Source organism: Falsirhodobacter algicola, assembly GCF_018279165.1.
Taxonomy (GTDB): Bacteria; Pseudomonadota; Alphaproteobacteria; order Rhodobacterales; family Rhodobacteraceae; genus Falsirhodobacter; species Falsirhodobacter algicola.
In genome coordinates this window covers 1,338,835-1,351,991 of the sequence record NZ_CP047289.1, presented here as the reverse complement: position 1 = coordinate 1,351,991, position 13,157 = coordinate 1,338,835, and the positions used below count along the sequence as shown (strand labels likewise).

Annotated in this window: 11 protein-coding genes; 4 read left to right on the top strand and 7 right to left on the bottom strand. The window is 69.5% G+C overall.

All coding sequences use genetic code 11. The features are described from left to right. Window positions 1–33 precede the first annotated feature (33 nt). The 4 genes from GR316_RS06885 to GR316_RS06870 are packed head-to-tail and all read left to right on the top strand — an operon-like array spanning window position 34 to window position 4,607. Window positions 34–1,305 (top strand): flagellar hook protein FlgE, encoded by a 1,272-nt coding sequence (locus GR316_RS06885; protein ID WP_211783230.1) that lies wholly within the window; start codon window positions 34–36, stop codon window positions 1,303–1,305. Between the two features lie 4 nt (window positions 1,306–1,309). Then, window positions 1,310–2,560, top strand: coding sequence for a flagellar hook-associated protein FlgK (flgK, locus tag GR316_RS06880; RefSeq protein WP_211783229.1), 1,251 nt, complete (start codon window positions 1,310–1,312; stop codon window positions 2,558–2,560). Continuing rightward, complete coding sequence (locus tag GR316_RS06875; protein WP_211783228.1) at window positions 2,560–3,528, top strand: flagellin; 969 nt, start codon at window positions 2,560–2,562, stop codon at window positions 3,526–3,528. The genes flgK and GR316_RS06875 overlap by 1 nt, the downstream gene beginning before the upstream one ends. Then, on the top strand, window positions 3,525–4,607 hold the full coding sequence (locus GR316_RS06870; RefSeq protein WP_211783227.1) for a flagellar basal body P-ring protein FlgI: 1,083 nt from the start codon (window positions 3,525–3,527) through the stop codon (window positions 4,605–4,607). The genes GR316_RS06875 and GR316_RS06870 overlap by 4 nt, the downstream gene beginning before the upstream one ends. On the opposite strand, the gene mutL is transcribed toward GR316_RS06870, so the two are convergent. From mutL to GR316_RS06835, 7 genes are all read right to left on the bottom strand, one after another. Further along, window positions 4,608–6,416: a DNA mismatch repair endonuclease MutL gene (gene mutL / locus GR316_RS06865; protein WP_211783226.1), complete on the bottom strand. Its 1,809-nt coding sequence runs from the start codon at window positions 6,414–6,416 to the stop codon at window positions 4,608–4,610. A gap of 54 nt (window positions 6,417–6,470) precedes the next feature. Then, the gene (locus GR316_RS06860) at window positions 6,471–7,778 is read right to left on the bottom strand and encodes a M16 family metallopeptidase (protein ID WP_211783225.1); all 1,308 of its coding nucleotides are present in this window, start codon (window positions 7,776–7,778) and stop codon (window positions 6,471–6,473) included. After that, a complete protein-coding gene (locus tag GR316_RS06855; RefSeq protein WP_211783224.1) occupies window positions 7,775–9,118 on the bottom strand; it encodes a M16 family metallopeptidase in 1,344 nt (447 codons plus the stop codon). The genes GR316_RS06860 and GR316_RS06855 overlap by 4 nt, the downstream gene beginning before the upstream one ends. Before the next feature lie 83 nt (window positions 9,119–9,201). Beyond that, the gene (locus GR316_RS06850) at window positions 9,202–9,702 is read right to left on the bottom strand and encodes a DUF3035 domain-containing protein (RefSeq protein ID WP_211783223.1); all 501 of its coding nucleotides are present in this window, start codon (window positions 9,700–9,702) and stop codon (window positions 9,202–9,204) included. Window positions 9,703–9,754: 52 nt separating this feature from the next. Continuing rightward, complete coding sequence (gene lspA, locus GR316_RS06845; RefSeq protein WP_211783222.1) at window positions 9,755–10,246, bottom strand: signal peptidase II; 492 nt, start codon at window positions 10,244–10,246, stop codon at window positions 9,755–9,757. A gap of 1 nt (window position 10,247) precedes the next feature. Beyond that, on the bottom strand, window positions 10,248–11,828 hold the full coding sequence (gene purH, locus GR316_RS06840; protein ID WP_211783221.1) for a bifunctional phosphoribosylaminoimidazolecarboxamide formyltransferase/IMP cyclohydrolase: 1,581 nt from the start codon (window positions 11,826–11,828) through the stop codon (window positions 10,248–10,250). 2 nt (window positions 11,829–11,830) lie between these two features. Further along, window positions 11,831–13,120: a heparinase II/III domain-containing protein gene (locus GR316_RS06835; protein WP_211783220.1), complete on the bottom strand. Its 1,290-nt coding sequence runs from the start codon at window positions 13,118–13,120 to the stop codon at window positions 11,831–11,833. Window positions 13,121–13,157 lie beyond the last annotated feature (37 nt).

Below are 13,157 nucleotides of genomic sequence, written 5' to 3'. Positions count from 1 at the left end.
TGGGGGCCACAGCAGCAGAAAGGTGCGATTCCGATGACGATCTCCTCCTCGCTCAATGCGGGTGTGTCCGGGCTGAACGCCAATGCCGCGCGGCTGGCCAGCATCTCGGACAACATCGCCAACTCGGGCACCTATGGCTACAAACGGGCGGAGACGGATTTCTTCCAGATGGTGAATGCCGGCAATGACGGCGTCAGCTATTCGGCCGGGGGGGTGCGTACCAGCGCGCTGCGGCTGGTGGACGAACGGGGGGCGCTGACCTCTTCCTCCAACGCGACCGATATCGCGATCGACGGGCGGGGGTTCCTTCCGGTGTCGAGCGATGATGGCGACAGCGTGGTGCTGACGACGACCGGATCGTTCCGGCAGGATGCCTCGGGCGTGCTGCGCACGACCTCGGGCCTTGCGCTGATGGGATGGCCCGCGCAGGCGGATGGCACGATCCCCGCCGCCGCGCGCGAGTCGATGGAGGCGCTGCGCCCCGTCACCGTGTCGGCCAATGCGGTGTCGGCCAATCCCACCACGCAGATGTCGATGGCGCTGAACCTGCCGGCCACGGATACGCGGGCCGGGGCCGAAGGGCAGGTCCGCACGCAGACGATGGAATATTTCGACACGCTCGGCACCTCGCAATTGCTGACGGCGGATTTCACGCCCACCGTCCCGGCCGAGGGGGCCTCGAACAGCTGGCGGATGACGTTGACCGATGGGGCGACGGGATCGGTCGTCGGCAGCTACCGGCTGTCCTTCGACGGGCAGGACGGAACGCTGTCCGATGTCACGACGCTGTCGGGCGGGACTTGGGACGCGCAGACGGGGGCGATCGGGCTGACGCTGTCGGGGGCCGATGTCCGCTTCGACATCGGCAAGGCCGGGCAGATGAACGGGATGACGCAACTTTCGGACAGCTTCCTGCCGACGTCGATCCAAAAGGACGGCTCGGGGATCGGCAGCCTGACATCGGTCGATATCGACGCGCAGGGGCAGGTGCGGGCCTTCTACGATCAGGGGTTCAGCCGGGTGATCTTTCAGGTGCCGGTGGTGGATGTGCCCAATCCCAACGGGCTGACATCGCTCGGGGATCAGACCTACGCCCTCAGCCCCGAGGCGGGGGCCTTCTACCTCTGGGATGCGGGCGACGGGCCGACGGGCACGACGCAGGGCTACACGCGCGAGGAATCGGCCACCGATGTCGCGCAGGAACTGACGAACCTGATCCAGACGCAGCACGCCTATTCCTCCAACGCGAAGATCATCCAGACGGTGGATGAGATGCTGTCGGAAACCACGAACCTGAAACGGTGAAGCCATGTCGCTGACCTCCGCCCTTTCCATCGCCCGGTCGGGCCTGACGATGAGCAGCCGCGCCGCCGACCTCATCTCTCAGAACGTCGCGAATGCGTTGACCGAAGGCTATGGCCGGCGGGAGTTGGAGCTGTCGGCCAGCAGCACGGGCGGGGTGTCGATCGCGGGCGTCACGCGCTTTGCCGAACGGGCGATCACCGCCGATCGCCGCGTGGCCGAGGCGGCGCAGGCGGGGGCGGGCGTCACCGCCGCCTTCCATTCCACGGTGGAGGATGCGGTGGGCACGCCGGGCAGCGGAACCTCGCTATCCGATATGGTGGGGGAGTTGGAAAGCGCGCTGGTCACCGCCGCCTCGACCCCGCAATCGGACGCCGCGCTTCAGAGCGTGGTGGACCGGGCGCAGGATCTGGCAAGCCGCGTCGGGCAGATGGGCGATACCATCTATGCCGCGCGCCGTCAGGCCGATGCCTCGGTCGGTACGTCCATCACCTCCATCAACGAGGCGCTGCGGGGGGTGGAGGCGCTCAACGCCCAGATCGCCAGCCTGCACGGCGCGGATGCGAGCGGCCTTTTGGATCAGCGCCAATCGTTGATCGACGGGATCGCGGGCCTCGTGCCGCTGCGCGAGGTGGAGGGGCAGGACGGGCGCGTATCGCTCTATACCGCATCGGGCACGGCGCTGCTGGATGGGCGCGCGGGGGAATTGGCGCGAGGGACCGGCGGCGGCCTGACGCTGAATGGCCGCGACCTGCCGACATCCGCGATCGAGGGGGGCGCGCTGGCGGCCCAGATTTCGGTGCGCGACGATCTGGGCGTTGCGGCGCAGGCGGATATCGACGCCTTTGCCGCCGATCTGCAAAGCCGCTTGCCGGGCCTGTTCGAAGGCCCGCCGCTGAAGGTGCAGGCATCCGTAGCCGCATCGCCGCAGCAGGTGCGCGACGGGGCGGGGGGCGGGGGCACCTCCGGCGATGCCTCGCGCATCGTGGGGATGCTGAATGCGCTGACGGCCGGGGCGGGCGCAGGGGGGGCGGCCGACGCGCTGGCCTCTTCGGCGGCCTCCTCGCGCGTGGTGGCCGAGGATCGTCAGGCCTATGCCACCGCCCGCTACGACACGCTGCACAGCGCCGAGTTGGAGGGCGGCGTCGATACGGATGTGGAGATGCAGGATCTGCTGCTCGTCCAGCAGATCTATTCCGCGAATGCAAAGGTCATCCAAGCGATCGACGGGATGCTTGGCCAACTGATGGAGCTTTGATGACGATCTCCCTTTCGGACATGGCCCAAGGGTTCGCCCTGCGCCGTCAGTATCAGTCGCTTCAGACCCAGCAGCAGCAACGCGCGACCGAGGTCGTGACGGGGCAGGTCGCCGATACCGCCCGGCATCTGGGCGGCAACTTCACGCAGCTGGGCGCGATGGAGGCGTCGATCAACCGGCTGGACAGTTTCACCACCGCCGCGGCGGTCACGGCGACCCGCGCCGATGCGATGCAGCAGGCGCTGGGGCAGATACGGGCGCTGGGCGATGTCGGCGGCCTCGCGCTGGGGGATTCGGCGGACCCGGACATCCTTGGCGCGGATATGGAGCAGCGGTTCACGACCGCGATCGGCATCCTGAACACCCGCGTCGCGGGGCAGGGGCTGTTCGCCGGCGTGTCGGATGGTGCGGCGCTGCCCGATGCCGAAACGCTGCTGGCGGGGCTTCAGGCTTCGGTCGCGGGGGCAAGCGATGCAAACGGGGTTCAGGCCGCCGTCGATGCGTGGTTCGCCGATTATGCCGATCGCCTCTATTCGGGCGGTGCGGCCACGGGCGATCAGCCGCTGGCCCCGAATGAAACGGTGCGCCTCGATGTCACCGCCGCCGATCCGGCGCTGCGGGACATGCTGAAGGGGCTGGCCACCGGCGCGCTGATTGCGCGGGGCGTTCTGGCCGATCAGCCGGAGGCACAGGCCCAGCTGTTGCAGAACGCGGGCGGCACGCTCTTGTCGGCGCAGGGCGCGGTGTCGGGGCTGGAGGCGCGTCTGGGTTCCGTGCAGGCCCGGATCGACCTTGCCCAGACCCGTATGACGGCCGAGCGGAGCAGCCTTCAGATCGCCCAGACGGCGCAGCTTGCCGTCGATCCCTACGAGGCCGCGACCCGGCTGGAGGCGACCCAGACCCAGATCGAGACGCTCTATGCCGTCACCGTGCGCCTGTCGCAGATGAGCTTGGTGGACCGCCTATGATCCGCCTTGCGCTGCTCCTTCTGTGTCTGGCGCTGCCGGCCTTCGGCGCGCCGATCCGCATCAAGGATCTGGCGGATTTCGACGGGGTGCGGGGCAACGATCTGGTGGGCTACGGCCTCGTCGTCGGCCTGAACGGCACGGGCGACGGGCTGCGCAACTCCCCCTTCACCGAAGAGATCATGTCCAACCTGTTGGAGCGGCTGGGCGTGAACGTCTCGGGCGAGATGCTGCGCCCCAAGAACGTGGCCGCGGTCTTCGTGACGGCGGCGCTGCCGCCCTTCGCGCGGGCGGGCAGCCGGGTCGATGTGACCATCTCGGCGATCGGCGATGCCAAGAGCCTTCTGGGCGGCACGCTGGTGATGACGCCGCTGAACGGCGCGGATGGGCAGATCTATGCCGTGGCGCAGGGCACGATCATCGCCGGGGGCCTGTCGGCCGAAGGGCAGGCGGCGCGGGTTGTGCAGGGGGTGCCGACCTCCGGCACGATCCCCGCCGGTGCCCGGGTGGAGCGGGAGGTGGAGTTCGATTTCACCGCGCTTCCCAGCTTGCGCCTTGCGCTGCGCAACCCCGATTTCACCACGGCGGGGCGCATCGAATCCGTGGTCAACGGGGCCTTCGGGGGGCGCATGGCGCAGATGCTCGATTCCGGCACGGTGGAGATCGACCTGCGCGGCCAGTCCCCCGCCCATGTCCTTGCACGGCTGGAAAATCTGACGGTGGAACCGGCGACCCCGGCGCGCGTGGTGGTGGATCAACGCTCCGGCACGATCGTCATGGGGGAGGACGTGCGCATCAGCCGCGTGGCCGTGGCCCAAGGCAACCTGACCCTGCGGATCGAGGAGACGCCGCAGGTGGTGCAGCCCAACCCCTTCGCGCCCGGCCAGACCGTCGTCGTGCCGCGCACCAACGCCCAGCTTGAAACCGATGGCACCGGATTGGCAGAGGTGGAGGGTTCCACCAGCCTGTCGCAGGTGGTGGCGGGGCTGAACGCCTTGGGCGTTGCGCCCTATGACATGATCGACATCCTGAAAAGCATCAACGCCGCCGGTGCGCTGCATGCCGAATTCGTCGTCCGCTGATCAGCGGCGACCGAACAACCGTTCGATGTCGTGCAGGGCCAGTTCCACATAGGTGGGACGGCCGTGATTGCACTGCCCGGAGGAGGGCGTCGCCTCCATCTCGCGCAGAAGGGCGTTCATCTCCTCGGCGCGCATCTGGCGGCCGGATCGGACCGACCCGTGGCAGGCCATGCGGCTGAGGACGGCATCCATCCGCGCCTGCACCGCCGTGCTGCCGCCATCGGCCAGTTCGTCCAGCACATCGCGTAGCAGCGCGGCGGCATCGACGCGGCCCAGAATGGCGGGCGTTTCGCGCACCGCGACGGCCCCTGCGCCGAACCCCTCGATCGTCAGGCCAAGGCGCGCGAGGTCTTCGGCGGCCTCCAGCAGAAGGGCGGCTTCGGGCGGGGCCAGATCGACGATTTCGGGGATCAGCAGCGCCTGCGCCGCCACGCCCGCCGCATCGCGCTGTGCCTTCAGCTTTTCATAGACCAGACGTTCATGGGCGGCGTGCTGGTCCACGATGACAAAGCCCCGCGCCGTCTGCGCGATGATCCAGTTGCCGTGAAGCTGCGCCCGCGCGGCGCCAAGGGGAAGGGTGTCATCCGCCTCCACCATCTCCACCCGCGCGGTGGGCGCCTCGGCAAAGCCGAGGGGCGCCTGCCATGCGGCCCCGCGCGCCAGAACGGGCTGCGAGGGGCGGTCCATCTGATAGATGCGGGGCGGGGTGGGGGCCGCCTCCGGCATGGGTTCGGGGCGCATCGCCTCCAGCGTGCGGTCGGCGACGGTGGTCGCGGCGCGGTGCCCGGCCCCCGACAGCGCCTGCCGCACGCCCGAGACGATCAGCGCCCGCGCGGTGGCCGGATCGCGAAAACGCACCTCGGTCTTGGCGGGATGGACGTTCACATCCACGAGCTGCGGATCGCATTCGATGCCGAGCACCGCCGCCGGATGCCGATCGCGCGACAGCACATCCATATAGGCGGCCCGCAGCGCCCCCGTCAGCATCCGGTCCAGCACCGGGCGGCCGTTCACGAACAGGAACTGTTGCCCGCCCGATCCGCGCGAATAGGTCGGCAGCGCGGCATAGCCCGAGAGGTGCAGCCCGTCGCGGTCCAGATCCAGCGGCAGGGCATTGGTCACGAAATCCGGCCCGAGGATGCGCGTCAGCCGCCCGGCCAGCGCGTCGAAGAAATCCCCCGTTTCGGGTTCGGCGCGGAAGATCACCCGCGCCGTGCCCGCATCCGTCAGCGTGAACCCGACCGAGGGTTCGGCCATCGCAAGGCGGCGCACCACATCGGCGATGGCCTGCGCCTCGGCACGGTCGGAGCGTAGGAATTTCAGCCGCGCGGGCGTGGCGTAGAACAGATCGCGCATCTCCACCACGGTTCCGGGGCGCGCGGGGGCGGGGCGCACATCCTCGGACCGGCCACCGGCCACGGCGATGCTGGCCCCTTCGGAGCCTGCGGCCCGCGAGGTGATGCTGAGCCGCCCCACCGCCGCCAACGAAGGCAGCGCCTCGCCGCGAAAGCCGAAGGTGTGGATCGCCAGCAGGTCCGAGCCGTCGATCTTGGAGGTGGCGTGCCGCGACAGCGCCAGCGGCAGATCGTCCGGCGCCATGCCGCAGCCGTCGTCGGTGACACGGATCAGCGTCTTGCCGCCATCGACGTAATCGATGGAAATCCGCCGTGCCCCGGCATCGAGCGCGTTCTCCACCAGCTCTTTGACGGCAGAGGCCGGCCGCTCCACCACCTCGCCGGCGGCGATGCGGTTGACGGCGGATTCGTCCAGCTGACGGATGATGGGGCGGATGCTTTGGGCGGCCTGCATGATGCCGCCAAGAATAGCATGGGCGGCGGCCGTGTGCCACCGCCCGCGCCGAGGTCAGTCGGTGGTCATCCCGTCGGGCTGACCCACCACCACGAAGTGCAGATTGTCGGGTTGCAGCAGCCGCGCGGCGACGCGGTTCACATCCGCCAGCGTCACGGCGTCGATCCGGTCGTTGCGCGTGCGCGGATAGTCGGCGGGGAAGCCCTGCATCTGCATCCCCACGAGGATCGAGGCGATCGGACCATTGCCGTCCCAGCGCAGCGGATAGGCCCCGGTCAGGTAGGTCTTGGCGGCATCGAGCTCGTCCTTGGTCACGCCGTTCTCGGCGGTGCGGCGCCAGATGTCGCGGGTGACATCCACCGCCTCGGCCACCTTGTCGTTGTCGCTGGCGAACTGCCCCAGAAGGAAATTCGCCCGTTCCATCGTGCAGAGGTAGCTGTAGGCACCATAGGTCAGGCCGCGCTTGGCGCGCAGTTCGTCCATCAGGCGGGCGGAGAAGCGCGAGCCGCCCATGATCTCGTTCAGGACATAGGCCGCGAAGAAATCAGGATCGTGCAGATCGATGCCCGGCTGGCCGAAGCGCACCACCGATTGCGGGGTCGGGAAATCGACGACCGTGGTGCTGCCATCGGTCTTCCACTCCGCCTCGGGGGGCAGGGCCGCCCCGGTGGCCGGCAGATCGCCGAGTACGCGGTCCAGCAGCGCGCCGAGCGCCTCCGGGTCGATATCACCCGCCGCCGCGACATAGAGGTGATCGCGGGTCATCATGCTCTGACGGGCCGCTTCCAGATCGTCGCGGGTCAGGGATTTCACATCGTCGAGGGTGCCGCTGCTGTCGCGGGCATAGGGATGGGTGGCGAACGCCTCGCGCTGCATGGTGTGCATCGCGATCGCGCCCGGATCCTGCGCGTCGGAGCGGATGTTCGACAAGATCTGCCCGCGCACCCGTTCCACCGCGTCGGCGTCGAAACGCGGCTCGGTCAGGGCGTCGCGCAGAAGGCCCGCCGCCTCGTCCCGGTTTTCCGTCAGCATCTGCGCCGAGACGGAGATGGTGTCGGAATCCGACGAAAAGCCGAACCGCGCCGCAAGATCGTCGCGCGCGGCGGCGAAAGCGGAGGCATCGCGGTCGCCCGCGCCTTCCTCCAGCAGGGCCGTCATCATGTTGGCGGCCCCCTGCGCATCGTCTGCATCCAGCAGCGGCCCGCCCTTGAAGCGGATTTCAAGCGCGGTGAAGGGGATGTTGTGATCCTCCACCAGCCATGCGGTGATGCCGCCGGGCGAGGTGACGGTCTGGATGTCCACCGCCGCATGGGCGGGCACGGCGAGGCCGATCAGGACGGCGGCGTAGCGGATGGCCTTCATTGGGTCTTCTCCTTCTGCTCCAGCCAGCCGGTGACGGAATAACGCATGTCCAGCACCTCCCCGGCGGCGGCCAGCACATCCTCGGCGGTCACGTCCTGAAGGATCTGCGGCCAGTCCTGCACGTCTTTCACGCCCAGCCCGACGGCCAGCGCGGCGCCGTATTCGCGCGCCTCGCCCGCCGCGTCGTCGCGTGAATAGATGTCGTCGGCGCGGATCTGCGTCTTGATCCGGGCCAGTTGATCGGCATCGACGCCATCCTTGAGGAAGGCGGCGAGCGCATCGTCCAGCGCATCCTCGGCCTCTTGCAACGAGACGCCCGGCGCCGGCACCACGCCCAGATCGAAGGTCGTGTCGTCCACCGCCACCCCGCTATAGGAGGCCATGGTGTAGATCGCCTTCGGCGCATCGCCGAACTGAAGCTTCTGCGCAAGGACCGAGGTCGTCGGATCGCCGCCCAGCAGCGCGGCCAGAACCGTCAGGGCCGCCGCCTCGGTCTGATCGCCCGGATCGCGTTCGGGCGCGAGGTAGCTGCGCGCCACATAGGGCTGGGCCACGCGCGGATCGGCCAGCACCAGACGGCGGGGCGCGATCTGCGGCGGCTCTTGCGGGCGCAGGCGCGGCGGCAGAGTGGTGGACGGGGCGAGCGCGCCGAAATGCGTCTCGGCCATATGGGCCACGCCGTCCGGGTCCACGTCGCCGGCCACGACCAGCACCGCGTTATTGGGGGCATAGAAGGTGTGGTAGTGATCGAGCGCGTCCTCGCGGCTCAACTGCTCCATCTCGGCGCGCCAGCCGATCACGGGGCGGCGGTAGGGGCTGTTGAGGTATTGGGCCGCGCTCATCTGCTCGCGGAACAGGGCGGAGGGGTTGCTGTCGGTGCGCTGGCTGCGCTCCTGCAGGATCACCTGCCGTTCGTTGTCCACGATCGGCTGCGTGAGGGTGAGGTTCACCATCCGGTCCGCCTCCATCTTCAGCATGTCGTCGAGATATTCCGACGCGACGCGCTGATAGAAGGCGGTGTAATCATACGAAGTGAAGGCGTTGTCCGTCCCGCCGAGCGCGGAGACCGTGGCAGAGAACTCCCCCGGTGCCATCTTGGCCGTGCCTTGGAACATCAGATGTTCCAGAAAATGCGCGACGCCGGATTCGCCGGGCTTCTCGTCGGCCGATCCGGTGCAATACCAGACCATGCTGGTGACGACGGGGGCGCGGTGATCCTCGATCACGACGATCTGAAGGCCGTTCTCGAGTGTATAGTCCGAGACCTCCTGCGCGAGGGCCGGGGCGGCCAAGCACAGGGCGAGGCACGGGGCCAGCACGGCTGGCAGGCGATGGGGCATAGGTTCCTCCTTGCGGTTCGGACAAGGAGACCCGGTGCAGGCCGCGGGGGCAAGCCCCGTGGCCCGCCCCTACGCGGATGTGATCATTCGGAGGGCGGGGCGGACGGCGTGCGCAGCCCCTGTTCGCGCCAGCGCGCGGCCTCATCCGCCGGATCGAGGATCTCGTCGGAATAGACATCGTAATAGGTGGACCCGTTCACGATGCGGTTCAGCAGACGGCCGCGGTTTTCTTGGCGGAAGTCCTCATCCTCGGTGTCGAGGGCGGAGCGGATATCCGCCTGCCGGCCATACCGGGCGGTCGCGGTCAGAAGCGCATTGTCGCCCGCCGCGCCTGCGCCCGGAGTTCCGCCAAGCGCGGTGATCGCCTGCGCCCTCGGGTCGGGTTCGGTGCGGTTCACGCCGCCGGGCGTCGGCACGGGCAGCGTGTCGAGCGAGGGCGGCATTTCCAGCGGACCTTGCGGCACGACCGAGAACGGGTCCGGCCCATCGCCCGTCGTGCGCAATCGGACGAGGTCGGGATCACCGCCCCCGCAGGCCGAGACCGTCAGGATCACGGCTCCCGCCAGTGCCAGTGCTGCCCGCATGTCCAACTCCTTCCCAGTTCGGTTCCGTTCGTAGCGCAAAGAGACCGGCAGGTCACGCGGTCTTTCGGCGGCGCCGGGGGGGCTTGGGATCGCCCGTGAACAGCACGAGCCCGATGGCCCCGGCGAAGATCGCGATGTCGGCCACGTTGAACGCATAGGGGTTCTCGAACCCGCAGCAGGAGGAGTTCAGGAAGTCCGCGACCGCCCCGTAGAGGATGCGGTCCACGACGTTGCCCATCGCCCCGCCGATCAGCAGCCCGGCCGAGATCTGCGCCAGCCGCCCATGGCCGGGCTTGCGCATCCACCACGCCACCCAGCCCGAAATGCCGACCGCCACCGCGATCAGGATCCAGCGCGTCACCGCCCCGTCCCCCCCGAAGAGGCCGAAGTTCATCCCTTGGTTCCACGCCATGCGGAAGGTCAGCAGCGGGGGCAGCACGTCGATCTCCCCCCGCTGGATCAGGTTCATGCCATGCACGACCGCCAGCTTCGTCATCTGGTCGAGGGCGAAGGTCAGCGCGGCGGCGACGACGACACTGCGCATGTCAGTGCCGGAAATGGCGCTGGCCGGTGAAGATCATGGCAAGGCCCAGACGGTCGGCGGCCTCGATGACCTCGGCGTCGCGGACCGAACCGCCCGGCTGGATCACGCAGGTCGCCCCGACGGCCGCCAGCACCTCCACCCCGTCGGCGAAGGGGAAGAACGCGTCCGACGCGGCGGCGCAGCCCTTGGTCAGCGGGGCCGGCAGGCCCATCGCCTCGGCGGCGTCCTCGGCCTTGCGGGCGGCGATGCGGGTGCTGTCCACCCGGCTCATCTGGCCCGCGCCGATGCCGACGGTGGCGGCGTCCTTGACGTAGACGATGGCGTTCGACTTCACATGCTTGGCCACCTTCCAAGCGATCAGGGCATCGGCCATTTCGGCCTCGGTCGGCTGACGCTTCGTGACGACCTTCAGTTCCGGCACCTCGGCGGTGTCCTTGTCCTGCACGAGGAACCCGCCCGAGACCTGACGCACCGCAAGGCCGGGCGCGCGCGGGTCCGGCAGGCCCAGCGTCGTCAGAAGGCGCAGGTTCTTCTTGGCGGCGAAGACGGACTTGGCGGCATCGTCCGCGCCGGGGGCGATGACGACCTCGGTGAAGATCTCGGCGATCTTTTCGGCGGTCGGGCCGTCCAGCGGGCGGTTCAGCGCCACGATCCCCCCGAAGGCCGAGGTGCGGTCGCAATCATAGGCGCGGGCATAGGCCTCGGCCAGCGTCGCACCGGTGGCCACGCCGCAGGGGTTGGCGTGTTTGATGATCGCGACGGCGGGGGTGTCGTCGGCCGGGAACTCGGCCACCAGTTCGAAGGCGGCGTCGGTGTCGTTGATGTTGTTGTAGGACAGTTCCTTGCCCTGCCACTGCCGCGCGGTGGCCACGCCCGGGCGGGCCGAACCGTCGGTGTAGAAGGCCGCCGCCTGATGCGGGTTCTCGCCATAGCGCAGATGCGACGAAAGCGTTCCGGCAAAGCTGCGATAGCGCGGCACCTCGCCCAGCGTCTGGGCCATCCAGCCCGAGACCGCGCTGTCATAGGCGGCGGTGCGGGCATAGGCGGTCAGCGCCAGCTTTTGGCGGAAGGCGAGGCCCGTCGCGCCGTCATGGGCATCGAGTTCGGCCAGCAGCGCCGGATAATCCTGCACATCCGTGACCACGTTGACGAAGCGGTGGTTCTTGGCGGCGGCGCGGATCATCGCCGGGCCACCGATGTCGATATTCTCGATGCAGTCCTCGTAGGAGCCGCCGCGCGCCACCGTCGCCTCGAACGGATAGAGGTTCACGACCAAGAGGTCGATCGGCTCGATCCCGTGGGCGGCCATGGCCAGCAGATGTTCGTCGTCGTCGCGCAGCGCCAGAAGGCCGCCATGCACATTGGGGTGCAGCGTCTTCACGCGGCCGTCCATCATCTCGGGGAAGCCCGTGATCTCGGACACGTCGCGGACCGGCATCCCGTCGGCGCGCAGCGCATTGGCCGTGCCCCCGGTGGAGATCAGCTCGATCCCCCGGTCGTGCAGGGCGCGGGCGAGGTCCAGAAGCCCCGTTTTGTCGGAAACGGACAGTAGGGCGCGTCCGATATACACGAGATCTGTCATGGTCAGGCTCCTGGCGGCTGGGTCGGTGAGGTCGTATCCGGGGCGGCACGAAAGGTCCAGTCCAACTGGACCGGTTGGCGGCCAATCGCGCGGCGCAGGACGATCAGGCCATCGGGATGAAGGACGGCGCCCTCGGCGGCGAAGCGCCACGGCATGCCGGTGGGCGGCGTCAGCAGGATGCTGCCATCCGGCCCGGTTTCGGCCCGGAGGGCGGGATGAAGGGGGAAGGTCAGCACGGCGTCGGCCCCAGCGGCGCGGCGGCGCGGTTCCAGCCGGTCGCTGCCCTGCAGCACCCGCCCATCGTCCGACAGCGCAAGGCTGCGCGTGTGGCGAAGGCGGCGCCAGCCGTCATGCCCGGCGGTGAAGGTCATCGGGCCCCGGCTGATGGCCCCGGCGCGTGCGGCGCGCAACGTGCGGCCCGGCAGATGCAGCGCGGCCCGCGCCCCGCCTTCGGCGATCACGAGGGGGGTGCGGCCGAAGGTCAACTCGAAGGCGAAGGGCGCGGTCATGTCGATCAGCAGCGAGGCCCGCCCGCGCACCAGCCGCGCCAGCCCCATCACCTCGGGGCGCGGCGCGGCGCGGGTGCCCGCCATCACCAGCGCCGCATCGAGGCCCGGCGGATCGACCGCGATCCCGCCCGTCAGCCCGGTCAGCCGCCCGTCCATGTGCCGCAGCGTGCGCAGGGCAGAGGCGGCCCGTTCGATCGCCTCGTCCACGGGCGGGCCGGACAGCGCCCGCAGCGCTACGAGCAGCGCCAGCGCCCGCGTCAGCTCGGCCGGATCGCGGGGCAGGGGCGGCAGCGCCGGGGGCGTCCGGCCGGGATGCAGCGCGGGATCGAGGGCATGGGCCGCCGCCAGCAGCCCCGCCAGTGCCGCGATCCGGTCCCATCCGTGCGCCGCGCGCCAGCGCCGTGCCAGATAGGCCGCCTGCCGCGAGAGGGAGGCCATCACCTCGGCCGGAACGCCGCGCGGGTGCAGGAATTGCGCATGGGCCAGCCAGCGCAGCAACCGCCAGCCCGTCATCCCCGGAGACCAGCGCGGCGGTTCGGCGGCCCAGTCGGTCAGGGCGGCGGCGGCGAAGCGGCCCGCCCGCTCATCGCCGAGCGTCGCCAGATCGTCGAGCCAGCCGAAGGCGGGGTCGGCGGGGGGGCGCCCTTCGGTCAGGATCGCCTCGGCGCGGTCGGCATCGCCTGCCAGCGGCAGCGGCGGCAACGGATGCAGCAGCGTCGCCACCCGTGCCCCCCGGCTGCGCCAGATGGCAAGCCTGTCGGCCAGCGTCATGTCCCATCCCATGCCGTCGTCCCGCGTCCCCTTTTGTGAAGATTAGCCA

What these genes read in the sequence shown, in the direction of transcription:
- GR316_RS06855 (WP_211783224.1), bottom strand. Translation starts at nt 9,118, where the DNA reads ATGCCCCATCGCCTGCCAGCCGTGCTGGCCCCGTGCCTCGCCCTGTGC.
- purH (WP_211783221.1), bottom strand. Translation starts at nt 11,828, where the DNA reads ATGACAGATCTCGTGTATATCGGACGCGCCCTACTGTCCGTTTCCGAC.
- mutL (WP_211783226.1), bottom strand. Translation starts at nt 6,416, where the DNA reads ATGCAGGCCGCCCAAAGCATCCGCCCCATCATCCGTCAGCTGGACGAA.
- GR316_RS06885 (WP_211783230.1), top strand. Translation starts at nt 34, where the DNA reads ATGACGATCTCCTCCTCGCTCAATGCGGGTGTGTCCGGGCTGAACGCC.
- GR316_RS06835 (WP_211783220.1), bottom strand. Translation starts at nt 13,120, where the DNA reads ATGGGATGGGACATGACGCTGGCCGACAGGCTTGCCATCTGGCGCAGC.
- GR316_RS06870 (WP_211783227.1), top strand. Translation starts at nt 3,525, where the DNA reads ATGATCCGCCTTGCGCTGCTCCTTCTGTGTCTGGCGCTGCCGGCCTTC.
- GR316_RS06860 (WP_211783225.1), bottom strand. Translation starts at nt 7,778, where the DNA reads ATGAAGGCCATCCGCTACGCCGCCGTCCTGATCGGCCTCGCCGTGCCC.
- lspA (WP_211783222.1), bottom strand. Translation starts at nt 10,246, where the DNA reads ATGCGCAGTGTCGTCGTCGCCGCCGCGCTGACCTTCGCCCTCGACCAG.
- GR316_RS06875 (WP_211783228.1), top strand. Translation starts at nt 2,560, where the DNA reads ATGACGATCTCCCTTTCGGACATGGCCCAAGGGTTCGCCCTGCGCCGT.
- GR316_RS06850 (WP_211783223.1), bottom strand. Translation starts at nt 9,702, where the DNA reads ATGCGGGCAGCACTGGCACTGGCGGGAGCCGTGATCCTGACGGTCTCG.
- flgK (WP_211783229.1), top strand. Translation starts at nt 1,310, where the DNA reads ATGTCGCTGACCTCCGCCCTTTCCATCGCCCGGTCGGGCCTGACGATG.